The sequence below is a fragment of the Streptomyces sp. NPDC050535 genome, assembly GCF_044457665.1.
GTDB lineage: Bacteria > Actinomycetota > Actinomycetes > Streptomycetales > Streptomycetaceae > Streptomyces.
Genome location: NZ_JBITHE010000010.1, coordinates 253,131 through 278,001 on the forward strand (window position 1 = coordinate 253,131; position 24,871 = coordinate 278,001).

23 protein-coding genes are annotated in these 24,871 nt (G+C 70.3%); 11 read left to right on the plus strand and 12 right to left on the minus strand.

The window, feature by feature from the left end; all coding sequences use genetic code 11:
* Positions 1 to 59 precede the first annotated feature (59 nt).
* Positions 60 to 1,262 (plus strand): WD40/YVTN/BNR-like repeat-containing protein, encoded by a 1,203-nt coding sequence (locus ACIBLC_RS23530; RefSeq protein ID WP_399213107.1) that lies wholly within the window; start codon positions 60 to 62, stop codon positions 1,260 to 1,262.
* Between the two features lie 46 nt (positions 1,263 to 1,308).
* On the opposite strand, the gene ACIBLC_RS23535 is transcribed toward ACIBLC_RS23530, so the two are convergent.
* Together ACIBLC_RS23535 and ACIBLC_RS23540 are read right to left on the minus strand one after the other, a co-directional pair.
* Positions 1,309 to 2,712, minus strand: a complete 1,404-nt coding sequence (locus tag ACIBLC_RS23535) for a glutamate decarboxylase (protein WP_399213108.1) — start codon at positions 2,710 to 2,712, stop codon at positions 1,309 to 1,311.
* An 8-nt stretch (positions 2,713 to 2,720) separates the two neighbouring features.
* Positions 2,721 to 4,001 (minus strand): ion channel protein, encoded by a 1,281-nt coding sequence (locus tag ACIBLC_RS23540; RefSeq protein ID WP_399213109.1) that lies wholly within the window; start codon positions 3,999 to 4,001, stop codon positions 2,721 to 2,723.
* Between the two features lie 132 nt (positions 4,002 to 4,133).
* Between ACIBLC_RS23540 and ACIBLC_RS23545 the strand changes: the two genes are divergently transcribed.
* Complete coding sequence (locus tag ACIBLC_RS23545) at positions 4,134 to 4,901, plus strand: MerR family transcriptional regulator (protein WP_399213111.1); 768 nt, start codon at positions 4,134 to 4,136, stop codon at positions 4,899 to 4,901.
* Positions 4,902 to 4,946: 45 nt separating this feature from the next.
* Here the strand turns inward: ACIBLC_RS23545 and ACIBLC_RS23550 are convergent, their stop codons facing one another.
* Positions 4,947 to 5,312, minus strand: a complete 366-nt coding sequence (locus ACIBLC_RS23550) for a YbjQ family protein (protein WP_399213112.1) — start codon at positions 5,310 to 5,312, stop codon at positions 4,947 to 4,949.
* Positions 5,313 to 5,478: 166 nt separating this feature from the next.
* Here ACIBLC_RS23550 and ACIBLC_RS23555 point away from each other — a divergent pair, with 166 nt between their 5' ends.
* Entirely contained in the window at positions 5,479 to 6,309 is an 831-nt protein-coding gene (locus ACIBLC_RS23555; protein ID WP_399213113.1) for a DedA family protein, read from the plus strand.
* 26 nt (positions 6,310 to 6,335) lie between these two features.
* Here ACIBLC_RS23555 and ACIBLC_RS23560 read toward each other — a convergent pair whose 3' ends face one another.
* Together ACIBLC_RS23560 and ACIBLC_RS23565 are read right to left on the minus strand one after the other, a co-directional pair.
* Positions 6,336 to 7,994, minus strand: a complete 1,659-nt coding sequence (locus tag ACIBLC_RS23560) for a threonine/serine exporter family protein (protein WP_399213114.1) — start codon at positions 7,992 to 7,994, stop codon at positions 6,336 to 6,338.
* A 132-nt stretch (positions 7,995 to 8,126) separates the two neighbouring features.
* Positions 8,127 to 8,618 (minus strand): inorganic diphosphatase, encoded by a 492-nt coding sequence (locus ACIBLC_RS23565; RefSeq protein WP_318321238.1) that lies wholly within the window; start codon positions 8,616 to 8,618, stop codon positions 8,127 to 8,129.
* Between the two features lie 79 nt (positions 8,619 to 8,697).
* Between ACIBLC_RS23565 and dacB the strand changes: the two genes are divergently transcribed.
* Together dacB and ACIBLC_RS23575 are read left to right on the plus strand one after the other, a co-directional pair.
* Positions 8,698 to 10,257, plus strand: a complete 1,560-nt coding sequence (gene dacB, locus ACIBLC_RS23570; protein ID WP_399213115.1) for a D-alanyl-D-alanine carboxypeptidase/D-alanyl-D-alanine-endopeptidase — start codon at positions 8,698 to 8,700, stop codon at positions 10,255 to 10,257.
* Positions 10,258 to 10,415: 158 nt separating this feature from the next.
* Complete coding sequence (locus ACIBLC_RS23575; protein ID WP_399213117.1) at positions 10,416 to 10,880, plus strand: hypothetical protein; 465 nt, start codon at positions 10,416 to 10,418, stop codon at positions 10,878 to 10,880.
* On the opposite strand, the gene ACIBLC_RS23580 is transcribed toward ACIBLC_RS23575, so the two are convergent.
* A protein-coding gene (locus ACIBLC_RS23580; protein ID WP_399213118.1) for an IS5 family transposase occupies positions 10,875 to 11,818 on the minus strand; the annotation gives its coding sequence in 2 pieces (ribosomal slippage) (positions 10,875 to 11,426 and positions 11,429 to 11,818; 942 coding nt in all). The two genes, ACIBLC_RS23575 and ACIBLC_RS23580, sit on opposite strands and share 6 nt — an antisense overlap.
* Positions 11,819 to 11,908: 90 nt before the next feature.
* On the opposite strand from ACIBLC_RS23580, the gene ACIBLC_RS23585 reads away from it, so the two are divergent.
* From ACIBLC_RS23585 to folE, 5 genes are all read left to right on the plus strand, one after another.
* Positions 11,909 to 13,033: a zinc-dependent metalloprotease gene (locus tag ACIBLC_RS23585; protein ID WP_399213119.1), complete on the plus strand. Its 1,125-nt coding sequence runs from the start codon at positions 11,909 to 11,911 to the stop codon at positions 13,031 to 13,033.
* A gap of 192 nt (positions 13,034 to 13,225) precedes the next feature.
* Positions 13,226 to 14,395, plus strand: coding sequence for a tRNA lysidine(34) synthetase TilS (gene tilS / locus ACIBLC_RS23590; RefSeq protein ID WP_399213120.1), 1,170 nt, complete (start codon positions 13,226 to 13,228; stop codon positions 14,393 to 14,395).
* 108 nt (positions 14,396 to 14,503) lie between these two features.
* Positions 14,504 to 15,064: a hypoxanthine phosphoribosyltransferase gene (gene hpt, locus ACIBLC_RS23595; protein ID WP_399213121.1), complete on the plus strand. Its 561-nt coding sequence runs from the start codon at positions 14,504 to 14,506 to the stop codon at positions 15,062 to 15,064.
* Positions 15,065 to 15,251: 187 nt separating this feature from the next.
* Complete coding sequence (gene ftsH / locus ACIBLC_RS23600; RefSeq protein ID WP_399213122.1) at positions 15,252 to 17,279, plus strand: ATP-dependent zinc metalloprotease FtsH; 2,028 nt, start codon at positions 15,252 to 15,254, stop codon at positions 17,277 to 17,279.
* A gap of 144 nt (positions 17,280 to 17,423) precedes the next feature.
* Positions 17,424 to 18,029 (plus strand): GTP cyclohydrolase I FolE, encoded by a 606-nt coding sequence (gene folE, locus ACIBLC_RS23605; RefSeq protein WP_399213123.1) that lies wholly within the window; start codon positions 17,424 to 17,426, stop codon positions 18,027 to 18,029.
* 51 nt (positions 18,030 to 18,080) lie between these two features.
* Here the strand turns inward: folE and ACIBLC_RS23610 are convergent, their stop codons facing one another.
* The 6 genes from ACIBLC_RS23610 to ACIBLC_RS23635 form a co-directional block, all read right to left on the minus strand.
* Positions 18,081 to 18,566 (minus strand): DUF3180 domain-containing protein, encoded by a 486-nt coding sequence (locus ACIBLC_RS23610; protein ID WP_399213124.1) that lies wholly within the window; start codon positions 18,564 to 18,566, stop codon positions 18,081 to 18,083.
* A 45-nt stretch (positions 18,567 to 18,611) separates the two neighbouring features.
* On the minus strand, positions 18,612 to 19,223 hold the full coding sequence (gene folK / locus ACIBLC_RS23615; protein WP_399213125.1) for a 2-amino-4-hydroxy-6-hydroxymethyldihydropteridine diphosphokinase: 612 nt from the start codon (positions 19,221 to 19,223) through the stop codon (positions 18,612 to 18,614).
* Positions 19,220 to 19,579: a dihydroneopterin aldolase gene (gene folB, locus ACIBLC_RS23620; RefSeq protein ID WP_399213126.1), complete on the minus strand. Its 360-nt coding sequence runs from the start codon at positions 19,577 to 19,579 to the stop codon at positions 19,220 to 19,222. Before folB ends, folK begins: the two co-directional genes overlap by 4 nt.
* A gap of 248 nt (positions 19,580 to 19,827) precedes the next feature.
* Positions 19,828 to 20,340: a nuclear transport factor 2 family protein gene (locus ACIBLC_RS23625; RefSeq protein ID WP_399213127.1), complete on the minus strand. Its 513-nt coding sequence runs from the start codon at positions 20,338 to 20,340 to the stop codon at positions 19,828 to 19,830.
* Positions 20,337 to 21,197 carry a dihydropteroate synthase gene (gene folP / locus ACIBLC_RS23630; protein ID WP_399213128.1) on the minus strand — a complete coding sequence of 287 codons (861 nt, stop codon included), beginning with the start codon at positions 21,195 to 21,197 and terminating at the stop codon, positions 20,337 to 20,339. Before folP ends, ACIBLC_RS23625 begins: the two co-directional genes overlap by 4 nt.
* A 137-nt stretch (positions 21,198 to 21,334) precedes the next feature.
* The gene (locus tag ACIBLC_RS23635; RefSeq protein WP_399213129.1) at positions 21,335 to 23,332 is read right to left on the minus strand and encodes a phosphatidylglycerol lysyltransferase domain-containing protein; all 1,998 of its coding nucleotides are present in this window, start codon (positions 23,330 to 23,332) and stop codon (positions 21,335 to 21,337) included.
* Positions 23,333 to 23,596: 264 nt separating this feature from the next.
* Here ACIBLC_RS23635 and ACIBLC_RS23640 point away from each other — a divergent pair, with 264 nt between their 5' ends.
* Positions 23,597 to 24,718, plus strand: coding sequence for an alpha/beta hydrolase (locus ACIBLC_RS23640; RefSeq protein WP_399213130.1), 1,122 nt, complete (start codon positions 23,597 to 23,599; stop codon positions 24,716 to 24,718).
* Positions 24,719 to 24,871: the final 153 nt, after the last annotated feature.

Sequence of the window (24,871 nt, forward strand, 5' to 3'; positions counted from 1 at the left end):
GCAGGGGCAGGGGCTGGGGCTGGGGCTGGAGTGGCGGTCGGGGAAGGGGGCGGGCGGTTGTGGCCGTCGTGCTTGGCGTGCTGGCACTGCTCGTCGGGTGCGTTGACTCGGGTGCGGGTGCGGGTGCGGGTGCCGGTGCCGGTGTGGACGGCGGCGCGGATGTGGACATTGGCGTGGGCGTGGGCAGAAGCGCCCCCGCCCGGACAGGGGCGGCGCCACCCCGCATCCCCTCGTCACCGGACCTCCCCGGCAGTCCGTACGCCGTCGGGTTCGCGTCGGACGCCGGCGGGTTCGCCCTGCTCGCGCGGTGCGGCAAGGAGCGTTGCCGGCAGCACGTCGCCGTGCTCGACAAGGGCGCCGGTTCCTGGCGCCGGGCCCGCTCACCCCTGCCGGACGTGACCGGGGATCTCGGCATCACGGCGGGGCTCATGGTGCTCGGGCCCGGCCGCGCGCTGATCACCGAGGGGCGGTGGCCGCCACCCGAGCGGACCTGGTTCACGGACGACGCCGGGCGCAACTGGCGGCGCGGGTCCGTCGACCCCTCCGGCACGGCTCCCGAAGTACCCCGAGGAGGCGCCCTGGTCCACGACTGCTCACGACCGGACAGAGAGGGGAACGGCTGCGAGGCGTCCCGCCTGCTGGTGGTCCTCCCCGGCACGGGCCGGTTCGAGGCCCTCGCCGGCCAACCCCCACTGGCGGGTGTGCTGACCCCGGCCGGGGAGACCGCGGACGGACTGCTCTTCGCCTCCGGTGCCGACCCGGGCACCGGCCTCCCGGCCCTCGCCCGCAGCGAGGACCGCGGGCGCACCTGGCGTACGACGACGCTCGCCGGCTCCGACAAGCACGGCTGGGGAATCCGCGTGGTCGCCGCCGAAGACGTCCTGTACGCGGTCCAGCCGGGCCAGTTGCCCGCCGGGGAGGGCGTGAAGAACGGCCTGCTCGCCCTCCACCGCAGCACCGACGGCGGTCACACCTGGGAGCGGGTCTGGAAATACCGCAGGGGTGTGGAGCCGCGCTCCACGCTCGGCGATCCGGTCGCCGCCGCCGACGGCAGCCTCACCGTCCACGGCGAGAACGGCGTCTGGCGCAGCACCGACGGTGGCCGTTCCTTCGAGCCCGCCAGGGGATCACAGGGCCTGGGCGGTCCGGCGACCGTGACACCGCTCGGCTACCTGTCGGGCGGCAGCTTCGGAGCCGGGAGCTACCGAATATCAGGCGACGGCGTCCACTGGCACGGGTTCGAGCTGGGCGACGGCACCTGACAAGGACCGGCGCGAGGGCGGGCCGGGTGTCGGCCCGGGTGTCGGTTCAGTGGTGGAAGCCGGTCGCCGCGTCCTTGTCGGTCAACGGATGCGGCTGGCACCGCAGTTCCGGCAGCAGTCGTCCCAGGTCCTCCACGAAGAGGTCGGCGAGGTCCTTGGAGAAGCCGTTGCGGCACACCACGCGGAGCACGGACAGGTCCTCGCGATTGGCCGGGAAGGTGTACGCGGGCACCAGCCAGCCCCGCTCGCGCATCCGCCGGGACACGTCGAAGACGTCGTACGCGCTCACGTCGGGCCCGGTCGTGAAGGCGAACACCGGCAACTCGTCGCCCCGGGTGAGGAGTCGGAAGTCGCCCAGCGCCTCGACCCGCGCGGACAGCCCGAGCGCCACGTCGCGGGTCGTCCGCTGCACGGCCTGGTAGCCCTCGCGGCCCAGCCGCAGGAACGTGTAGTACTGCGCCACGACCTGGGCGCCGGGCCGGGAGAAGTTGAGCGCGAAGGTCGGCATGTCGCCGCCCAGGTAGTTGACGCGGAAGACGAGCTCCTCCGGCAGCTCGGCCGCCGACCGCCACAGTGCCCAGCCGACGCCCGGGTAGACAAGGCCGTACTTGTGCCCGGAGGTGTTGATGGACGACACCCTCGGCAGCCGGAAGTCCCAGACCAGGTCCTCGTCGAGGAAGGGGGCGACCATCGCGCCGGAAGCGCCGTCGACATGCACCGGGATGTCGAGGCCTGTCCGCTCCTGAAGGGCGTCCAGGGCCGCGCACAGGTCGGCGATCGGTTCGTACGAGCCGTCGAAGGTGGATCCGAGGATGCCGATGACGCCGATGGTGTTCTCGTCACACAGTTCGGCGGCCGCCTGGGGGTCGAGGTGGAACCGGTCGCCCTCCATGGGGACCTGGCGCGCCTCGACCTCCCAGAAGTTGCAGAACTTCTCCCAGCAGACCTGGACGTTGACACCCATGACGAGGTTCGGACGGGCCCCGGGGTAGCGGTCCGCGTTGCGCTGGGACCAGCGGCGCTTGAGGGCCATCCCGGCGAGCATGCACGCCTCGCTCGACCCGGTCGTCGAACAGCCCACGGCGGCCGACGGATCGGGGGCGTTCCACAGGTCGGCGAGCATGGCCACACAGCGCCGCTCCAGCTCGGCGGTGCGCGGGTACTCGTCCTTGTCGATCATGTTCTTGTCGCGGCACTCGGCCATCAGCACCCCGGCCTGCGGCTCCATCCAGGTGGTGACGAAGGTGGCGAGGTTCAGCCGCGAGTTGCCGTCCAGCATCAGTTCGTCGTGGACGAGTTGATAGGCCGTCGTGGGCGGCAGCGGTCCGTCCGGGAGCCGGTGCCTGGGCGGAGCCTCGGTCATGCCCCCGACCGGATTGGTCTCCCCGAAGAAGGGGTTCACGGACATCGGGCGCTCGTCGCCCTCGTCGGGGCCTTTGTGGAGGGGCATGGCATCTCCTAGCGGATCGGGGTTCCGTCGTCGTGAAGCTGCATCTGGGGGCGCCCGGTGACCAGCAGCCAGGCCGGCACCGACGCCAGCACCAGCAGGGGCAGCACAGCGGGGTCGGACACCAGGACCGCCGCCGTGAACAGGCTGATCCAGCCCTGCCGGGTGACGGCGAGGAGTACGCCCAGGACCCCGCACACCACACCGACCGTGGGATGCACCTGGGGTACGAGCGCGTGCGCACACAGGCCCAGGGCTACCCCGGCGAAGACGGCGGGAAAGATCCGGCCGCCCCGGAAGCCGCAGGACGCGGCGATCACGAGAGCGGCCAGTTTCACCACGGCCATCAGCGCGAACCGTCCGGCCGACCAGCCCTCCGGGTCCCCGGCCAGCACCTTCACCTCGTCCAGCCCCTTGAAGAGCGTCAGATGCCCGCCCAGGGCGCCCAGCAGGCCGAGGAGGAGCCCGCCCACCGGAATCGTCAGCATGGGGTGTCCGAGCCGTGAGAAGGCGCCGTGGACGTACGGGAGGGCGTACACCGCCGCCATCCCGGCCACCGCTCCGGCCGAGGCGACCACCAGGGCGGACAGGAGGTCGCCCCAGCGCGGGCCGGTGTAGTCGGGCAGCGACAGGTCGAAGCTCGGGTGGGCCAGCAACGTCATGGTCAGCGCACCCGCGCCGCCGGCCAGCAGCGGCGGCAGCAGCCGGTCCCAGAGGGCACCGGGTCCCGGCTGCCCGGCGAGCACCTCGGAGAAGATCAGCGCGGCCGCCACCGGAGTTCCGAACAGCGCGCCGATCGTGCCCGCGGCCGCCAGCATCATCCACAGGGCGGCGGGGGAGCCCGGGGCCGCCTTCCTGCCGAGCCAGTACGCGAGCGCGATGTTGGCGGCGGTGATCGGGTTCTCCGGGCCCAGGCTCACCCCGCCCGCCAGCGCCAGGACGGTGGCCAGGAGCAGCCCGGGCAGTACGCGCGGCGGCAGCGGCGGGTCGACCAGCCCCGTGGTCGCGGGGTCCGGGCCCGCGTGCCCCGGCACCTTCCACACCACCAGGCCCACCGCGACACCGGTGGCGGTGAGCATCACGATCATCCAGAGCACGGAGTAGCGGCCCACGTCCAGCGCGTCCGGCAGGGTCTCCCACAGAACGTCCTGGAGCCGCTCGGCCACCAGACTGACGCCCAGCAGGACGAGCGCCGCGGCCACACCGACCACCGCGGCGGGCACGACCAGGGGCAGCAGACCCCGGGCGGGTGTCTGTTCCGGGCCCGGTGCCGCAGGGGCTTCTGTGGTCACGCGCACACCCTAAGTGGGCGAAACCGACATAACACCCCGAGGAGTCCACTCCGGGCCTCCGGAACTCAGGACTTGCACCTCACGTCACGTGAGGCCCCAGCCTGAGAGGCGTACGGAAGAAGGGAGCGGAAGGTGAGTCATCCAGTGGGCCAGGTCGCCGGTTTCGCCGGGGTCACGGTGCGCACGCTGCACCACTACGACGAGATCGGCCTGCTCGCGCCGAGCGGGCGCAGCCACGCCGGCCACCGGCGTTACAGCGACGCCGATCTCGACCGGCTTCAGCAGATCCTGTTCTACCGGGAACTGGGCTTCCCCCTCGAAGAGGTCGCCGCCCTGCTCGACGACCCGGCCGCGGACCCGCGCGCGCACCTGCGCCGTCAGCACGAGCTGCTGACCGCCCGGATCGAGAAGCTCCAGAAAATGGCCGCGGCCGTGGAACACGCCATGGAGGCACGGAAGATGGGCATCAACCTCACGCCCGAGGAGAAGTTCGAGGTCTTCGGCGACAAGGACCCCGAAGCGCACGCCGAAGAGGCCCAGCGGCGCTGGGGCGGCACGGAGACGTACGCGGAGTCGCAGCGCCGCGCCGCCCGCTACACCAAGGACGACTGGCAGCGCATGCAGGCCGAAGTGGCCTCCTGGGGCGAGCGTTACGACGCTCTGATGGCGGCCGGTGAGCCGCCGGCGGGCGAGCCGGCCATGGATCTGGCCGAGGATCACCGGCAGCACATCACCACATGGTTCTACGAGTGCACGTACGAGATCCACCGGGGGCTCGGCGCGATGTACGTCGCCGACGAGCGCTTCAAGGAGTTCTACGACTCCATGCGGCCGGGGCTCGCCGAACATCTCAGGGACGCGATCGAGGCGAACGCGGCCCGGCACTCCCAGGGAGCCTGACGGTAAGGGGCGCCGCGCTTTGCGGGCGCCCCTTACCGGCGTGCACTACTCCTTGACCAGCACGACCGCCGTCCCGTACGCGCACACCTCCGTGCCCACGTCCGCCGCCTCCGCCACGTCGAAGCGGAACATCAGCACGCCGTTGGCGCCACGCGCGCGTGCCTGCTCGACGAGCCGCTCCATGGCCTGGTTGCGGGTCTCCACGAGTGTCTTGGTGAGCCCCTTGAGCTCACCGCCGATCATCGACTTCAGGCCCGCGCCGATCTGGCTGCCCAGATGCCGGGAGCGCACGGTGAGGCCGAAGACCTCGCCGATGACCTCCTGGACGCGGTATCCGGGTGCGTCGTTCGTCGTCACGACCAGCACGTCCGCCTGGGGTCCCTGTCCGCCGCCGTACTCTTCGATACCCATGACGACAGCTTCGTACGGCTCACAGCTTTGTACCAGTTGACGCACAGTGCATCCTGTAGGCCTCGGTGGAACCTGGCGGGGACACCCAGCGTTGATAGTTTTGACCGGCCGCATCAGGCCCCATCTGGACCGCCGTCCCTTCCTCACCCCTCAGGAGCCCGGAACCGTGACGACGCTTGCTCTCGGACCAAGCTGGCTGGATCCGAACACGCTCCTGGACAACTTCGGTATCTGGGGCCTGCTTCTCATCGTCTTCGCCGAGTCCGGCCTGCTCATCGGCTTCTTCCTGCCGGGTGACTCGCTGCTGTTCACCGCGGGCCTGCTGATCACCGCGGGCACGCTGGACTTCCCGCTGTGGGCCGCGATCGCACTGATCTGTGTCGCCGCGATCCTCGGTGACCAGGCGGGCTATCTCTTCGGCAAGAAGGTCGGACCCGCGCTCTTCACCCGCCCGAACTCCCGCCTGTTCAAGCAGGAGAACGTGGTCAAGGCCCACGAGTTCTTCGAGAAGTACGGGCCCAAGTCCCTGGTCCTGGCCCGCTTCGTGCCCATCGTGCGTACGTTCACGCCGATCATCGCCGGCGTCAGCGGCATGCGGTACCGCTCGTTCATCACGTACAACATCATCGGCGGCATCCTCTGGGGCGCCGGTGTCACCGCGCTCGGCGCGTGGCTCGGCAACATCGAGTTCGTGCACAAGAACATCGAGGCGATCCTGATCCTGATCGTCCTCGTCTCGGTCGTCCCGATCGTCATCGAGTACCTCAGGGCGCGCGGCAAGTCCAAGAAGGAAGCCGCCGACGCGGCCGAGGAGGCTCCCGCGGAGCCCGCCATCGACCAGACGACCCAGCTCCGGATCCCCCCGCTCCACCAGAACCAGGACCAGGGTCCGCACCAGCCGCACCAAGACCCGTACCAGCAGCAGCACCAAGACCCGTACCAGCAGCCCCAGGACCCGCAGAACCCGCCGCGCGGTGGCCGCCACGCCAAGCGGTAGCCCCGGTAGCTCCTCGTAGGGCCGGCCTAGAAGCCGCGCGTCCGCTTGGCCGCGCGGCGGCCCGCGGCGACCGCGCCCGGCACGCGCAGGAAGAGCCGGGAGATCTCGGACCCCAGGTTCACACCGATGGCGATGGCCATGGCGAGGGCGGCGGCCTTGGTGAGGGACACGAGCCCCTTGTCGAGTTCGTTCTGGGCGATGGACAGCAGGCCGAAGTAGGTGGCCGAACCCGGCAGCAGTGGTCCGATCGCGGCCGTCGTGTACGGGAGCGCGGACGCGAAACGGTAGCGGGACAGCAACTGCCCGAACAGACCGACCAGGCCCGCCGCCGCGGCCGTGGAGGCGACCGGTGAGATGCCGCCTGCGTAGTGCATCGCTCCGTACACCGACCAGGCCACGCCCCCGTTGAGGGTCACCGCGAGCACGGTGGAACGTTCCTGCTGGAGCAGGATCGCGAAGGTGAGCGACAGCAGCATCGAGGCGGCGATCTGGAGCAGCGGCCGCTTGGAGATGCTCAGGGCCTGGTCGGGGTTGAGTTCCGCGCCCAGCTTCACGCCGAAATAGAGCACCAGAAGTACGCCGACAACGATGCCGACGAAGAAGTACATGACTTCCAGCAGCCGCGCGGACGCGGTGATGTAGAAGCCGGTCAGGCCGTCCTGCACGCCCGCGACGAGCGCCCGCCCGGGCAGCAGCGCGAACAGCCCACCGGTGATCACCGCGGACGCCTTCACGTCCAGGTGCGCGAGCTGGAGCGCGACTCCGATCGCGGCGGGCGGCGTCGCGGCCACCGTGAACTGGTAGAACTCCGGCAGCCCGCGCCCCGCGCACAGCCACGCGAGCCGGTCGCCCAGCATCGCGCCGAGCGCGGCGGCGGCGAACACCAGCGCGTCACCGCCGACGAGCACCGAGGCCGCGCCCGCGAGCAGCCCGGTCGCCGCGGTCAGCACCCAGCCGGGATAGGGGTGCCGGTTGCGCCGTATCTCCGCGAGCCGTCGGTACGCCTCCTCCAGGGAGACCGCGATGTCCGGGTCGCTCAGGTCGTCCACGAGCCGGAAGACGGCCGCGAGCCGCGTGTAGTCGGTGCCCCGGCGGCGTACGGTCCGGGACGCCGTCACCGGGTCCTGCACCAGCGACGGCTGGTGCGAGATGGACAGCAGGGTGAAGGTGACGTTCGGCTCGCAGCGGTCCAGGCCGTAGCTGCGGCACACGGCGAACATCGCCGCCTCCACGTCCTCGGCGCCTTCACCGCCCGCGAGCAGCAACTCGCCGATACGCAGGGTCAGGTCGAGCACGCGCGGAACCGCGGGCCCCGACTCGTCCTCCTTGTGGACCGGTTCGGGCGCGGGCCGCTCGGTCACCGGCATCCGCAGCATCTCGCGCATCCGGTCCTGCCAGGGCACGTCCTTGGTCAGCTTGACCACGGGGACGCCGCCCGACGGCGTGACCGCGGGCCAGGCCTGCTGCGCGCTGTAGCCGGCGGGAGTGCTGAACGCCGAACCCTCGGAGTCGGCCGCGGACGGCTGGGCCACGCCCAGCCCCTTCGGCAGCGCGAACTCGGACGTCGTCGACGACTCGTCGTCGACCGTCGAGGGCTGCGGCGGCGCCACACCGGCGGGCTGGGAGAAGGCACTCCTAGCCTCGTCCGACTGCGGTTTGCGGTCTTCCGCCTCCGGGTCCGCCACCAGCTCCTGCCTTGCCTTTCGTACACGTGCGTCTCTTGCGCGACTTCCGTATGTCCTCAGTATGCGTACGGACACGCGAACGGGCCGCGCGACACCTTCTGGATCGCACGGCCCGGACGGAAGCGGAGCTGGTCAGTGACCGCCCTGCTCCTTGAGGCGCTTGTAGGAACGCTCGATCTCGGCCTCGGCCTCCGTACGGCCCACCCAGTCGGCGCCCTCGACGGACTTGCCGGGCTCCAGGTCCTTGTAGACCTCGAAGAAGTGCTGGATCTCCAGGCGGTCGAACTCCGACACGTGGTGGATGTCGCGCAGGTGCTCGACACGCGGGTCGTGCGCCGGAACGCACAGCAGCTTGTCGTCGCCGCCGGCCTCGTCCGTCATCCGGAACATGCCGATCGCGCGGCACTGGATGAGGCAGCCCGGGAAGGTCGGCTCGTCCAGGATGACCAGCGCGTCCAGCGGGTCGCCGTCCTCGCCGAGAGTGTTCTCGACGAAGCCGTAGTCGGCCGGGTAACTGGTCGAGGTGAAGAGTCGACGGTCCAGACGGATCCGACCGGTCTCGTGGTCCACCTCGTACTTGTTCCGCGAACCCTTCGGAATCTCGATCGTGACGTCGAACTCCACCGGTGGCTCCTCCATGATCAGCACATAGTTCTGGTGGTTAAGTGTCCCTCACGCAGGTGGGTGATCGCGAAAGGGGCTGGTGATCGTGCCAGAGGTGAGGGTTTGGCGGGCCGCGAGACCGCATGTGGTGCGGGTCGCGCGTTCGGTTGAACCGCACGTGGCGCGGATCACCCAAGCCGTGCGGCCGCGATCCGTCAAGTTGACGACCTCGCAGCTCACAGCCGTCGCCGCCACCGTGGGCCTGGCGCTCGCGGCCGGGTCGGTGGCCGCGGCAGGTCCCTGGGACGCCTCGGGGCAGCGTAGGGCCGAGCGCGACTGGGCCGCGTCGCGGAACAGCGAGGGTGGCACAGATCACGGCGTTGCGTCCGGTACGTCCGGCAAGGCGCCCCACGCCGCGCCCAGCGCCGCCACCGTACTGGCCGGACTCGGCGGCGCCACGGGCTCCTCGGACACCGTTCCCGCGCCGAAAGCCCTCGCGAACGTGCTGGAACCGCTCCTGAAGGACCCCGCGCTGGGTGCGAAGCGGACCGCGGCGGTCGTCGACGTGGCGACCGGCAAGGTGCTGTACGGCATGGACGCGGGAGTGGCCCAGACCCCGGCCTCCACCACGAAGATCGCCACCGCCGTCGCCGCGCTCTCCGCGCCCGGCGCCGACCACCGCATCACCACGCGCGCGGTCCTGGAGCCCGACACCAACGAGGTCGTCCTCGTCGGCGCCGGCGACCCGACCCTGACCGCCCGCAAGGACGCGAAGGGCTGGGCGAGCCTGCGCACCCTCGCCGACGGGACGGCGAGCGCCCTGAAGGCACGCGGGATGTCACAGGTGACGCTCTCGTACGACACCTCGCTGTACGCGGGCTCCGCCGTGCACCCCATCGGTGCCAACCCGAACCTCGCACCGGTCAGCGCCCTGATGGTCGACGAGGCCCGCACCGACGACTCGGACAGCGGCCCGGTGACGCGCAGCGAGGACCCGGCGGGGGACGCGGCCAGGACGTTCGCGGAGCTGCTCAAGGCCAAGGGCATCAAGACGACGTCGCCCGGTCCCTCGAAGGCGACGGGCCGGTCGCAGGCTCTCGCCTCCGTCGCCTCACCGCCCGTGTCGGCCCTCGTCGAGCGGATGCTGACGAACAGCGACAACGACATCGCGGAGGCACTGGCCCGGCAGGTCGCCCTCGCGACGGGCGGGCAGGCGAGTTTCCAGGGCGGCGCGTCGGCGATCGGCACGCGGCTGAAGAAGCTCGGACTCCCCCTCACCGGCGTGAAGTTCGCCGACGGAAGCGGGCTGGACCGCGCCGACAAGCTGACGGCCGGCCTGCTCACCGGGCTGCTGGCGATGGCCGGCGACCCCTCCCGCCCCGAACTCCGCCCCGTCCTGACCGGCCTCCCCATCGCCGGCTTCACCGGCACCCTCAGCGACCGCTACACCGCCGACGCCTCCGCCACCGGTGTCGTACGCGCCAAGACGGGCACCCTGACCGGCGTCAACACCCTGGCGGGCACGGTGGTCGACGCCGACGGCCGCCTGCTGGCCTTCGCGTTCCTGACCTCCGACGAGGCCCGTCCCCCGGAGCCGAAGGCGGCCCAGGCGGCCCTGGACCGCACGGCGACGGCGCTCGCGGCGTGCGGCTGCCGGTAGTCGGCCGGTCGGCCGTCGCCGGGCGCAACGGGAAAACAGGCCCCCGCCTCCGCCGACCCGGGGGCACCAACGGCACCGTGGGTTCCGCACGGGTGGCGCCCGGCCGCCCGTACCCCTAGGAGCTGTCCCGCCGATCATCGGATGCATACTCTTTGCTTGTGATTGATCACGGCATTGCCCTGCCTCACTACCGCCTCCACGTCGTGCCTGCGGTCGTGGCACTGGCCAGCCCGACGTGGCAGCGAGAGGTGTGGCTCGATCCGGATCAATTCGAGGACCTCGACTACACCGTCCACGTAATCTTCGACGACTTCTGCGATGCGAACAACCCTCTGCCCTGGCTGGGACAGTGCCTTCGGAGCGAGGAGGAAGCCGAGCTGATGGCGCGTCTCGGTGCTGCCTGCAGCGCGGTTCAGGACTCGGTCGGCGTCGCGGCGCGCGACGAGGCCTACCTGGACTCACCGGGCTGGTTGGCCGTAGTCGCGGCGGCAGCCCGGCTGGCCCAGGTGATGGTGTCCAACGATCACTCCGCGTTGAGCAAGCTGCATGACGCCGGCCATCGCTGGCCGCTCAACACCGAGCCGGTTGTGTCCGGGACGGAAGACCAGCACGTCGATTCATGACCGCAGCCAGATGACCAGGGCCGCGGCGGTGATTGTTCCGAGGAAGACGTAGCCGCGCTTGTCGTAGCGGGTCGCGACGGCCCGGGCGTTCTTGAGCTTGTTGATGGCCCGTTCGACGGTGTTGCGCTTCTTGTACCGGTCCTCGTCGAAGCCCGGTGGCCGTCCGCCTCGTGACCCTCTGCGCAGGCGGGCGGCCTGACTGTCGGACTTCTCGGGGATCGTGTGCCGGATGCCTCGCCGCCGCAGGTACTCGCGGCAGGGACCGTTGCTGTAGCCCTTGTCGGCCGCGACGCTGTCGGGTTTCTTGCGGGGCCTGCCCAACCCGAGCCGCGGGATCCGGATCTTCTCCAGCACCGGAACGAACTGGGTGCAGTCGGCCCGCTGCCCGGGCGTGACGATCAGGGACAGGGGTCGGCAGCAGCCGTCCGCGCTGAGGTGGATCTTGCTGGTGAAGCCTCCGCGTGAACGCCCCAGGCCCTCGCCTCCCGCACCACCTCCACCAGTCGGCCGACGAGGCTTTGCCACCAAGTCTCGTCCTGGTGTTCCACCATCTCCTCCCCCTTTGAGCCGGCAAGAGCCGGCGGTGGGTCGGTGCGGGCACCGGCCGCGTGCTGGTGGGCGCGCACGATGGTGGAGTCCACCGAGACGTCCCAGTCGATCTCACCGGCCGCGTCAGCTGCGGCCTGGACCTGCTGCAGCAGCCGTTCCCAGGTGCCGTCGGCCGACCACAGCCGGTGGCGCTCGTAAACCGTCTTCCACGGCCCGAACCGCTCGGGCAGATCGCGCCAGTGCACCCCGGTCCGAACCTGGTGAAGAATCCCATCAATCACCTGCCGGTGATCACGCCACCGCCCGCACCGACCGTTACTCACCGGCAGAAACGGCCGCAGCCGCTCCCACTCCGCATCCGACAGATCACCACGTTCACCCCACCCCATGTTTGGGATAACGATCCGACCAAGCGACGGTCACATGATCGGCGGGACAGTTCCTAACCGCAGTCGGACACGCTCACGTACGGTTGACGCATGACGAGCATCGGTGGTGCCGAGATGGTCGACTGGAATCTCGCGGTGGCAACCGCGACACGGCTCGTACGCCCGGGTCCCGAGGTGAGCCGTGACGAGGCCAGAGAGGTTGTCGCGGAGCTGCGCAGGCACGCGAAAGCCTCGGAGGCGCACGTCCGGGGGTTCACCCGGATGGGCACGGAGGACACCCACGACACCCCCGTACTGGTGGTGGACCGCCCCGGCTGGGTGCGGGCGAACGTCGCCGGGTTCCGGGAGGTGCTCAAGCCGCTGCTGGACAAGATGCAGGAGCGGCGCGGGAGCACCCCGGGCGGAGCCGTCCTCGGCGCCGTCGGCGGCAAGGTCACCGGCGTGGAGCTGGGCATGCTGCTCTCGTTCATGTCGTCGAGGGTCCTCGGCCAGTACGAGACGTTCGCCCCGGCGACGCGTGAGCTGCCCGCGGGGGCGAACGGCGGCGGCAGGCTCCTGCTCGTCGCGCCGAACATCGTCCACGTGGAGCGCGAACTCGACGTACAGCCCCACGACTTCCGCCTCTGGGTGTGCCTGCACGAGGAGACGCACCGCACCCAGTTCACGGCCGTGCCCTGGCTGCGGGCCCACCTCGAGGGTGAAATCCAGTCGTTCTTGGGGGAGACCGAGGTCGACCCCATGACTGTCCTCGAACGTATTCGCGAAGCCGCCCAGTCGCTGGCAGGCGGACGCCCCGAGGGCGAGGAGGACGACGGCGGCAGGTCCCTCGTCGAGATCGTGCAGACGCCCGCCCAGCGGGAGATCCTCGGCCGGCTGACCGCCGTGATGTCGCTCCTGGAGGGCCATGCCGACTTCGTGATGGACGGCGTGGGCCCGGAGGTCGTCGCGTCCGTCGCCGAGATCCGCGAGAAGTTCCAGCAGCGCCGCGCCAAGGGGGCCTCGCGCCTGGACCTGGCACTGCGCAAACTGCTCGGCCTGGACGCCAAACTGAGGCAGTACAAGGACGGCGAGCGGTTCGTACGGGCGGTCGTCGACGAGGTCGGCATGGACGGGTTCAACCGGGTGTGGACCTCTCCGAACACGCTCCCGACCAAGACGGAGATCGCCAAACCGGCGGACTGGGTCGCGCGGGTGCACCGCAAGGCCGAATCGTGACCCCTGCGGGAGGGTTGTGAAGCGGATCCGGCCGACGGCAGGCGAACGCCCCTCCAATCACCCGTCCGAGGGACCGTGAGGCATGCGTAGGCGTGCAATGCTCGGGGAACGGCCCGGTTCTGTCACCATCTACACACTCTGAGTGACCGACACCGGGTTAACCCCCCGAAAATTTCATGAAGGGAACCGGACATGGGTCCCCATCCTGCGGTCGCCGCGATACGCCTGGCGGTTCGCCGCGTACTCCACGACATCCTCACCGAGCATCCGCCCGCCCCCGACACCCGGCGCGCGTTCGCCGACGCCGCGCGCCCGTCCGCCGCCGAGCGCGTACCCGCTCCGGGAACCAGGCGCTCGCCCGCCCCCGAAGTCCCCGCGCCGGCCCTCCACGAGCAGCCTCCCGCGGGCTCCCGGCGACGCCCGGCCGGCGAGGTGGCCCCGCCGCCCCTCGTGCTCGTCGCGTGCTCCGGCGGCGCCGACTCCATGGCCCTCGCCTCCGCCCTCGCGTTCGAAGCCCCCAAACTCGGCATCCGCGCCGGCGGCATCACCGTCGACCACGGTCTCCAGCCCGGTTCCGACCTGCGCGCCGACGAGGTCGTGCTGCGCCTCACCGAACTGGGGCTGACCCCGGCCGAGTCCGTCGCCGTCACCGTGGGCCGGGACGGCGGGCCCGAGGCCGCCGCCCGCGACGCCCGGTACTCCGCCCTGGACGCCGCGGCCGAACGCCACGGCGCCACCGCGATCCTGCTCGGCCACACCCGTGACGACCAGGCCGAAACCGTCCTGCTCGGTCTCGCCCGCGGCTCCGGGATCCGCTCCCTGTCCGGCATGGCCGCCGTCTCCGGGGGCCCGGGGGCCGCCCGCCGCTACCGCCGCCCGTTCCTGTACCTGGACCGGCAGACCGCCCGCAAGGCCTGCATGGTCCAGTCGCTGCCCGTCTGGGACGACCCGCACAACGCCGATCCGGCCTACACCCGCTCCCGGCTGCGCCACGAGGGCCTGCCCGCCCTGGAGAAGGCGCTAGGCAAAGGAGTCGTCGAGGCGCTCGCCCGGACGGCCCAGCTCTCCCGCGACGACGCCGACGCCCTGGACGCCTGGGCCAGCCAGGCCGAGGCCTCCGTACGGGACGCGGCGGGCCTCCTGGAGTGCGCCAAGCTCTACGCCCTGCCGCCCGCCGTACGCCGCCGCATCCTGCGCCGTGCCGCCATCGAGGCGGGCGCCCCGGCCGGGTCGCTGTTCGCCCGGCACATCGAGGAAGTCGACCGGCTGATCACCGGCTGGCGCGGCCAGGGGGCCATCAATCTCCCGGGCAAGGTCGTCGCCCAGCGGCAGGGTGGCAGACTGGTGATCCGGCAAGGCTGAAACCGGACCCTCCACCGGGACCGCTCACGCGGCTCCGGGGGCCCGCACACGCGGGTCGCGGGCGGTCCGGGAGCCCGCCGAAAAGGTTCGGACGGACGACCGAAAGTGATGCGGGTGGACGCGAAAGACATGGGTACCGACCTCAAGTCGGTGCTCATCACCAAGGAAGAGATCGACGCCAAGCTGGCTGAGCTGGCCGCGAAGATCGACGCGGAGTACGCGGGCAAGGACCTGCTGATCGTCGGTGTCCTCAAGGGCGCGGTGATGGTCATGGCGGACCTGGCGCGTGCGGTGTCCACCCCCGTCACCATGGACTGGATGGCGGTGTCCTCGTACGGCGCGGGCACCCAGTCCTCAGGTGTGGTGCGGATCCTCAAGGACCTCGACACCGACATCAAGGGCAAGCACGTCCTGATCGTCGAGGACATCATCGACTCGGGGCTGACACTCTCCTGGCTGATCTCCAACCTCGGCTCCCGCGAGCCCGCCTCCCTCAAGGTGTGCACCCTGCTGCGCAAGCCGGACGCGGCCAAGGTCGCCATCGAGGTGGAGTGGGTCGGCTTCGACATCCCGAACGAGTTCGTCATCGGCTACGGCCTCGACTACGCCGAGAAATACCGCAACCTCCCGTTCGTCGGTACGCTCGCGCCGCACGTCTACGGCGGCTAGCACAGCCGTCACAGGACACCGGGAACCCCAGCGGGGTTCCCGCCGTTGGAGCATGCGTAGGCCGGATTGCCAGCCGTCCCCTGCGTCTTCGGGTGACAATGCTGGGGTACCGTCCGAAGAACAGTCTTTAAAAGTCTTTATCAAACTCACTATGGCAGGAGGGACGGGGCGTCACCGCTCCGTATGGATGGACGTGAAGCGATACTTCCGTGGGCCGGTCATGTGGATCGTGCTGGCCGTCCTTGCCGTGGTCGTGTTGATGCAGGTCGTCGGCTCGTCCGGCGGCTACAAGACAGTGGACACCGGCCAGGTCGTCCAGGCGATCAATGACAACAAGGTCGAGTCGGCCAAGATCACCACCGGCGACGAGCAGATCATCAAGGTCTCTCTCAAGGATGGCGAGAAGGTCGACGGCAGCTCCAAGATCCAGGCGAGCTACATCGGCAACCAGGGCGTGACCCTGGCAGACACCCTTCAGAACAAGTTCCAGAACAAGCAGATCCCGGACGGCTACACCGTGGCGCCGTCCAAGCAGAACCCGTTCCTGGGCATCCTGCTGTCTCTGCTTCCCTTCGTTCTCATCGTCGTCGTCTTCCTGTTCCTGATGAACCAGATGCAGGGCGGCGGCTCCCGGGTCATGAACTTCGGGAAGTCCAAGGCGAAGCTCATCACCAAGGACACCCCGAAGACGACGTTCGCCGATGTGGCGGGCTCGGACGAGGCGGTCGAGGAGCTCCACGAGATCAAGGAGTTCCTCCAGGAGCCGGCGAAGTTCCAGGCCGTCGGGGCGAAGATCCCCAAGGGTGTGCTTCTGTACGGGCCCCCTGGAACCGGTAAGACGCTGCTCGCGCGTGCTGTCGCGGGCGAGGCGGGCGTTCCCTTCTACTCGATCTCGGGTTCCGACTTCGTCGAGATGTTCGTCGGTGTCGGTGCCTCCCGAGTCCGTGACCTGTTCGAGCAGGCCAAGGCGAACGCTCCGGCGATCGTCTTCGTCGACGAGATCGACGCGGTCGGACGGCACCGCGGTGCCGGCCTCGGCGGCGGTCACGACGAGCGCGAGCAGACCCTCAACCAGCTGCTCGTCGAGATGGACGGCTTCGACGTGAAGGGCGGCGTCATCCTGATCGCCGCCACGAACCGGCCCGACATCCTCGACCCGGCCCTTCTGCGCCCCGGCCGTTTCGACCGCCAGATCGCGGTCGACCGCCCGGACATGCAGGGCCGTCTGGAGATCCTCAAGGTTCACCAGAAGGGCAAGCCGGTCGCCCCGGGCGTCGACCTGTCGGCGGTCGCCAGGCGTACGCCCGGTTTCACCGGCGCGGACCTGTCGAACGTGCTGAACGAAGCTGCGCTGCTCACCGCGCGCAACAACGGGAAGCTGATCGACAACGACATGCTGGACGAGGCGATCGACCGTGTGGTCGCGGGCCCGCAGAAGCGGACCCGGATCATGTCGGACAAGGAGAAGAAGATCACCGCGTACCACGAGGGCGGCCACGCCCTGGTCGCGGCGGCGTCTCCGAACTCCGACCCGGTCCACAAGATCACGATCCTGTCGCGTGGCCGTGCCCTCGGCTACACGATGGTCCTGCCGGACGAGGACAGGTACTCCACGACCCGCAACGAGATGCTCGACCAGCTCGCGTACATGCTGGGCGGGCGCGCGGCCGAGGAGCTCGTCTTCCACGACCCGACCACGGGCGCTGCGAACGACATCGAGAAGGCCACGACCACGGCCCGCGCGATGGTCACGCAGTACGGCATGACCGAGCGTCTTGGCGCGATCAAGTTCGGCGGCGACAACACCGAGCCCTTCCTGGGCCGGGAGATGTCGCACCCGCGTGACTACTCGGAAGAGGTCGCCGCGCTCGTCGACGAAGAGGTCAAGAAGCTCATCGAGAACGCGCACAACGAGGCCTGGGAAATCCTGGTCGAGAACCGTGACGTCCTCGACGCGCTGGTGCTCCAGCTGCTGGAGAAGGAGACGCTGAGCAAGGAGCAGATCGCCGAGGTCTTCGCTCCCATCATCAAGCGTCCGGCCCGCCCCGCGTGGACCGGCTCCTCTCGGCGCACCCCGTCCACCCGCCCGCCGGTGCTCTCCCCCAAGGAGCTGTCACTGACGAACGGGGCGAACGGTTCGACGCCGGCCATCGCCGGCGTGACGGAGTCCGTCCCGGCGACGGAGGCGGTCCCGGAGGAGCGCCCCGAGAGCTGACCTCGTGGCTCCCGGTGTCCTCACCAGGCCCGGAATGGATGCCGCGCCCCTCAGGTTTTAACCTGAGGGGCGCGGCATTTTCGTATGCCCGTACGTTTGGCGCGTCGACCGGCACGCGTGTGAGGCACAGGAACGAGGACCCACATGACCGACCCCGTGACGCTGGACGGCGAGGGTGTGATCGGCGACTTCGACGAGAAGCGAGCCGAGAACGCCGTACGAGAGCTCCTCATCGCGGTCGGCGAGGACCCGGACCGTGAGGGACTGCGGGAGACTCCGGGACGGGTGGCGCGGGCCTACCGGGAGATATTCGCGGGTCTGTGGCAGCGGCCGGAGGACGTGCTCACGACGACGTTCGACCTGGGGCACGACGAGATGGTGCTGGTGAAGGACATCGAGGTGCTGAGCTCCTGCGAGCATCACCTCGTGCCGTTCGTCGGGGTCGCGCACGTCGGTTACATCCCGTCCTCCGACGGCAAGATCACGGGCCTCTCGAAGCTGGCCCGCCTCGTGGACGTCTACGCCCGCCGCCCGCAGGTGCAGGAGCGGCTGACGACCCAGGTCGCCGACTCGCTCATGAAGATCCTGGAGCCGCGCGGGGTGATCGTCGTCGTCGAGTGCGAGCACATGTGCATGTCGATGCGGGGTGTGCGCAAGCCCGGGGCCAAGACCATCACCTCGGCGGTGCGCGGGCAGTTGCGTGACCCGGCCACCCGCAATGAGGCGATGAGCCTGATCATGGCGCGGTAGGGCGGGTGAGGGACGCCCGGGGGGAGCGTGTGGCGGGTCTTGAGCAGGTCCCTACACGGCCGCTGCCGTGCCGCCGTTCTCGTCGTCGTCCTCCGGGAGTTTGCAGACGCGCTCGAGGAAGAAGGCGGCCGCTATGACGCCGATGCCGGCGAGGACCGAGAAGCCGGCGTAGATGGCCTGGTCGCGGCGGGCGGGGATGTCCAGGGACTCGAGCAGGAACGCGCCCGTGCCGCCGTACATCCCGGCGACCAGGGCGGCGACCAGGGCGCTGGCCTGGCCGAAGACGACGGCGCGGGCCGCCATCAGGGGATCGACTCCCTTGGCGCCCGGGCGGCGCTCGCGCTGGGCCCTGAGGCGGGCGCGCAGCGAGAGCGCCGTGGCCAGCAGGACGACCGCGATCAGGGCCAGGACGATGGGGGCGGCCAGCGGGACGCGGGGGAGCGTGCCCACCGAGTTCCACAGGCGGGCACCCGCCCAGCACAGCACCCCCGCGATGACGAACACCGCGGCCAGCGTCCTGATACGCAGCTCTTTCACTTTGCCCCTTCGGTCGGCCGCCTGTAGTCGTCTTGACCTTAACGACTACTCGGGCAGCCGGAGTTCCAGGTCGGCGCGGGGCGCGACACCGTCCCGGGCGACCGCCGCGAGGAGCTGGGCCACGGCGCCGCGGCCGGGGAGCTGTGCCTCGGGTTCCACGTCGTGCCAGGGGGCGAGGACGAAGGCCCGCTCGTGGGCGTACGGGTGAGGGAGGGTCAGGACCGGGTCGTCGGAGACCACGTCCGCGTACGCCACGATGTCGACGTCGATCGTGCGCGGGCCCCAGTTCTCCTCGCGGACCCGGTGGAAGGCCTCCTCGACCGCGTGCGCGCGCTCCAGGAGGGAGGAGGGCGGCAGGGTCGTCCGCAGGACCACCACCGCGTTGAAGTACGTCGGCTGGCTGTCCGGGGCGACGCCCCAGGGCTCCGTCTCGTAGACGGGGGAGACCGCTTTGACGCGGACGCCGGGGGTGTCCTCCAGGGCGTCGATGGCGCCCTGGAGGGTCTCCAGACGGTTGCCCAGGTTCGAACCGAGGGAGATCACCGCTCGCCTCGGGTTGTGCAGGGTCGTGTCCGCGGCGTCCACCTGCTCCGTCACGGAGGCGGGCACCGGCTGTACGGTCGGGTCGCTCTGACCCTCGGTGAAGAAGGCGGTCATGCTCGGCTCCGGGTGATGGTGACGGTCACGTCGTCGAAGGGCACCGTGATCGGCGCGTCCGGTTTGTGGACGCAGACCTCGACCTCCTGCACCCTGTCGTGCTTCAGGCACGTCTGGGCGATCCGCTCGGCCAGTGTCTCGACGAGATCGACGGGGTCGCCCTCGACGACCGCCACGACCTCCTCCGCGACCACGCCGTAGTGCACGGTCTTCGCCAGGTCGTCATCGGCCGCGGCCGCTCGGGTGTCCAGGCCCAGCGTCAGGTCCACGATGAAGGTCTGGCCCTCTTCGCGTTCCCTGGCGAAGACGCCATGGTGCCCGCGGGCCTTGAGGCCGCGCAGCGCGACACGATCCACGCGAATCACTCCTGCAATCGTCGGTAGCGGCAGGTATGTACCTGGTGCGGTCGGTACACCCGCCACGAACGAATCTACCCGCGGGCACTGACAGTCCTGGTCCGCGGGGGCGGACGCCCTGCCGATGGGCACGAGGCTTCATCGGGCGTTTCCCCTGGGGAACACGGCGGCTCACGGGTTGGTAGCCGCCCCTACCCAGGGGTACGTGACTCCAACCACCCCTTGATCCCCGCCGGCCGCCGAATCAGTCAGCCGGGTGAGTCCTGGTCATCCGCCTCACCCGTCTCGGCGAGGACGGGGGAGGCGTGGTGCGACCAGAGCTTCCAGCCGTAGGCCGTGCGGCGGAACACGTTCGTGGCGACGACGAGCTGACCGACGAGCGGGCCGAGCTCGTCGCTGTCGTCGGGGGCGGGTCCGCCGCTGAGGATGTTCTCGGTGCAGGTGACCAGCGCCGTGTCGCCGACGACGGAGACGTGCACGTCGGTGAGGAAGAACTGGATGTATTCGGTGTTCGCCATCACCAGCGCGTAGGAGCGCAGTACCTCGCCGCGGCCGTTGAGGACGGGCCAGCCGGGGTGGACGCAGGAGATGCCCAGGCCCTCGCCCTCCTCCTCGCCGCCGCTCTCGACGGCGTCGTCCGCCGTGTCCGTCGGGGCGAGCCAGAGCGACGACAGCTCTTCGAAGTCGCCCCGTTCCAGGGCCTCGTAGAAGGCCGTGTTGGCGAGTTCGACCTGTTCGATGTCGGTGCGGGGGGTGCTCACCGGGCTCCTTCTACGGCCCTGGCGACGCGCACGGCGTCGGCGCTGGCCCTGACCTCGTGGACTCGGACCGCCCAGGCGCCCTGGTGGGCGGCGAGGGCGGAGACGGCGGCGGTGGCGGCGTCGCGCTCGCGAGCGGGGGGCGGTGCGCCTTCCGAGCCCGCCAGGACGCGGCCCAGGAACCGCTTGCGGGACGCGGCGACCAGCAGGGGGCGGCCGAGTTCGCGCAACCGGTCCAGGTGGGCCAGCAGCACCAGGTCGTGCTCGGAGTCCTTGGAGAAGCCGAGGCCCGGGTCGACGATGATCCGGTCGAGGGCTACGCCGCCGGCCAGAACGGCCTCCACACGTGCGTGCAGTTCGTCGACGACTTCGGAGACGACGTCCTCGTACGTCCCCTTCACGTTGCCGCCCTCCAGGAAGCCGCGCCAGTGCATGACCACGAAGGGGGCGCCCGCCGCCGCGACGACCGGGATCATCGAGGGGTCGGCGAGGCCGCCGCTGACGTCGTTGACGAGGATGGCTCCCGCGGCGAGCGCCTGCTCGGCGACACCGGCGCGCATGGTGTCCACGGACACGGTGACGCCCTCGGAGGCGAGGCCCCGGACGACGGGGATGACCCGCTTGAGCTCCTCCGCCTCGTCGACGCGGGCGGCGCCGGGGCGGGTGGACTCGCCGCCCACGTCCACCAGGTCGGCGCCCTCGGTGACCAGGCCGAGGCCGTGTTTCACGGCGGCCGTCGTGTCGAACCAGCGGCCTCCGTCGGAGAACGAATCAGGGGTCACGTTCACCACCCCCATGACCGCGCAGCGGTCCCACGTCGGCAGTCCCGCGACTTGGCCGCGCCCGCGCTCAATGCTCATACGCCCAGCCTAGGCCTCTGGCACGGGACGTTTTCGACCCTGTGGGCGGGCAACGGCGCCGACGGGACCTTTCGACCGCCTCGCGGCCTCTCCTCACCGGGCCGCCCCACCGGCCCGCCCGGGTCATGGCGCCGGGCCTACGCCGTCCGGACCTCCCGCTCCGCCACCGCGTGCGCGCAGGGACGCGGAGCCGCCCTGCGGCGCAGCAGCAGCCGTGGCAGCGCGAGGCTGACGAAGCCCTCGGCCTGCATGGCGGCGAGGCCGATGCGGGGGAGGTCGCGGGAGGTGCGGTAGACGACGAAGCGGGGTTCCCAGCGGGGGCGGAACTTGGCGTTGAACTTGTACAGGGACTCGATCTGGAACCAGCGGGACAGGAAGACCAGCAGGCTCCGCCAGACGCGCAGCACCGGGCCCGCGCCGATCTTCTCGCCGCGCGCGAGCGCCGAGCGGAACATCGCGAAGTTCAGGGAGACCCGTTCGATTCCGAGGCGGGGGGCCGCCTGGAGCGCGGCCACGATGAGGAGTTCGTTCATGCCGGGGTCCGCGGCGCGGTCGCGGCGCATGAGGTCAAGGGACACGCCGTCCGTTCCCCAGGGCACGAAGTGGAGTACGGCCTTCAGGTCGCCGTACGGGCCGGGTCCGGCAAACGGGCCGGGTCCGCCGTACGGGACGGAGGGGGCGTGCGGGCCGGGCTCCGCGCGGGTGCCGGGTCCGTCGGCCTTGTGGGCGGTGGCGATCAGGCAGTCCCCGTCGGCCGTGTCGCCGATGCGGCCGAGCGCCATCGAGAAACCGCGTTCGGTGTCCGTGCCCCGCCAGTCCTCCGTGGCGCGCCGGATCCGCTCCAGCTCACCCTCGCTCAGGTCGCGTACGCGCCGTACCCGGGTTTCGTAACCGGCCCTTTCGATACGTTTCACCATCTGGCGCACATTCCGCATCGGGCGCCCGGAAAGGGAGAAATCCACCACGTCCACCACCGCCTCGTCACCGAGTTCGAGGGCGTCGAGGCCCGTCTCGCGGGTCCACACCTCGCCGCCGGTCTCGGAACAGCCCATGACGGCGGGCGTCCAGGAGTGTGCCTTCGCCTCGTCCATGAAGCGTTCGATGGCGCCGGGCCAGGCCTCCACGTCGCCCACCGGGTCGCCGCTCGCCAGCATCACTCCCGACACGACGCGGTAGGTCACCGCCGCCTTGCCGCTCGGCGAGAAGACGACCGCCTTGTCGCGGCGGAGCGCGAAGTGGCCGAGCGAGTCGCGGCCGCCGTGCTTGGCCAGCAGGGCGCGCAGGCGGCTCTCGTCGTCATCGGTCAGCCGCGCGGCCGGGTGTTCGGGGCGGAAGGCGAGGTAGATCGTGGTGATCGCGGTCAGCAGACCGAGCGCGCCCAGCGAGAAGGCGACCGTCGACGAGGTGGGTCCCGTGTAGTCGAGGGGCCCTTCGAAGCCGAACAGGCCGTACAGGACATGGGTGATGCGGTCGGCCAGGCTCGGGTCGCCGACCATCCGGCTCGCGTGGACGCTGACGATGACCAGCCCGAGGACCAGTGAACCGGCGCCCATGAGAACGAAGTTGGCGAGCGCGCGCCAGCGGCTGCGCGGATCCGGCAGCGCGGCGAACTCGCCGCGGTGGCGCAGCAGCGGAGCGAGCAGGGCCAGCGAGATGACGACGCCGATGAGCGAGTGCCGGTAGGCGAACTGGGCGACCGCGCCCGCCGGCAGCAGGGCGACGGCGGCCCGCCACGCCCGGCGCTTGCGGCGGCGCAGCCCGTGGGCGAGCAGCAGCAGGAGTACGCCGGTGCTGAGCGACAGTGCGGCGGCGAACGGGCCCAGCGCGCCAGGGAGTACCTCGGCCACGGTGTGCATACGGCTGTGCCGGAAGCGCGGGAAGACTCCCGCGGCGATGTCCAGGAACCCCACCAGCGTGCAGGCGGTGGCGATCAGGGCGGGAACGGCGTCGGGACGCGGCCCGCGTACCAGCGGGCTTCGGGCCCGTGGGCCAGGAACCAGCGGCTCACGAACCGTTGAGCCGCCGGCCGCTGAGCCGACGACCTTTGAGCCGACGACCTTTGAGCCACGGGCCGTTGAGCCGATGACCTCCGAACTGCTGTCCGTTGAAGCACTGTCCGTTGAGCCACCGGTCATCGAGCCGCCAATCAGAGGGCCGCGGGCCAGCCGGCCTCGGACTGTGCGCCGCGTGCGGCTCGTTCGGTCCGGAACCACGCCCGACATTTCACCCTCTACCTTGACAGACATCGCATCCCGTGGTTCTGCGAGAGACCTTGGTGCCGACGCCAATCCGGCATCCGGCGACATTGCGCCCTCTAGGACGGTGTCTTGGGGACGCAGGTTCACTCCTCACGGGAAAGCCGGTCCAAAGAGCAGGGAAAGCGCGGGCAGAGCGGTCCAATGGGTCTCACGAGTGACAATGTGCTGGTGGCGGCAATCCTGCTCGCCGTACTGCTGTTCGTCGGCACGGTGTGGCTGTGGCCGCGGCTGGCGCGGCGGGGCTGGCGGTCCTTCAGCGGACGGATCGGCCTGTTGCTGGCCACCCAGGTGGTGGTCTTCGCCGCCGTCGGCCTCAGCGCCAACCAGGCGTTCGGCTTCTACGCGAGCTGGGCCGACCTCTTCGGCCGGGAGACGGGCGAGGGCGTGGTCGTCGACCACGACGGCACCGGCGGCGCTCCCCTTCGGGTGGTCGGCACCCAGGAGGTGAAGGTGGCCGGCGGTTCCCGGCCGCACGTCGGCGGCCAGATCCAGAAGATCGAGATCGTGGGCCGTACGACACACATCGCGACACCGGCGTACGTCTATCTCCCCCCGGAGTACTTCCAGCCGAGGTATCGCACCCGTACCTTCCCGGCCGCCGCGGTCCTCACCGGATACCCGGGCACGGCGGAAGCGCTCATCAAAGGCCTGCATTACCCGCGTACGGCCCATGAGTTGGTCAGGGACGGCGCAATGCGGCCGATGATCCTGGTCATGCTGCGGCCGACCGTCGCGCCACCGCGCGATACCGAGTGCGTGGACATCCCGGGCGGCCCGCAGACCGAGTCGTTCTTCGCGAGGGATCTCCCCGACGCCGTATCGGCCCACTACAGGGTGGGCGGAAAACCCGGCCGCTGGGGCATCGTCGGCGACTCCACGGGCGGTTATTGCGCCCTGAAACTCGCCGTCCACCATCCCGAGGTGTACGCGGCGGGGGCAGGCCTGTCGGCGTACTACAGAGCGCCCCTCGACCCGACGACGGGTGACCTCTTCCACGGGAACGACGAGCTGCGGAACAGCGCCGACCTGAGGTGGTACCTGCGGCACAGGCCCGCGCCCGACACCTCACTGCTCGTCAGCAGCAGCAAAGCGGGGGAGGCCAACTACCGGGAGACGCTGGAGTTCATCGATTTGGTGAAGTCGAAGAGGCCGACCCGGATCTCGTCGGTCATCCTCGACAGCGGCGGTCACAACTTCAACACGTGGCGGCGGGAAATCCCGGGGACGCTGGAGTGGATGAGCGGGCGGCTGCACGAGCGCTGAAGCGCGGGCCGTTTCGGAAATGAGACCTAAAGACTTGATCGAATTAGGGGCGTGAGTGTCCGCGGAGAGCGCCGAGCCGTGTGAAAGCTGCGAGACGACTGTGTTTTTACCGGGCGGGGCACCAAGATTCGCCTACGCGCGGTAAGTTTCTGG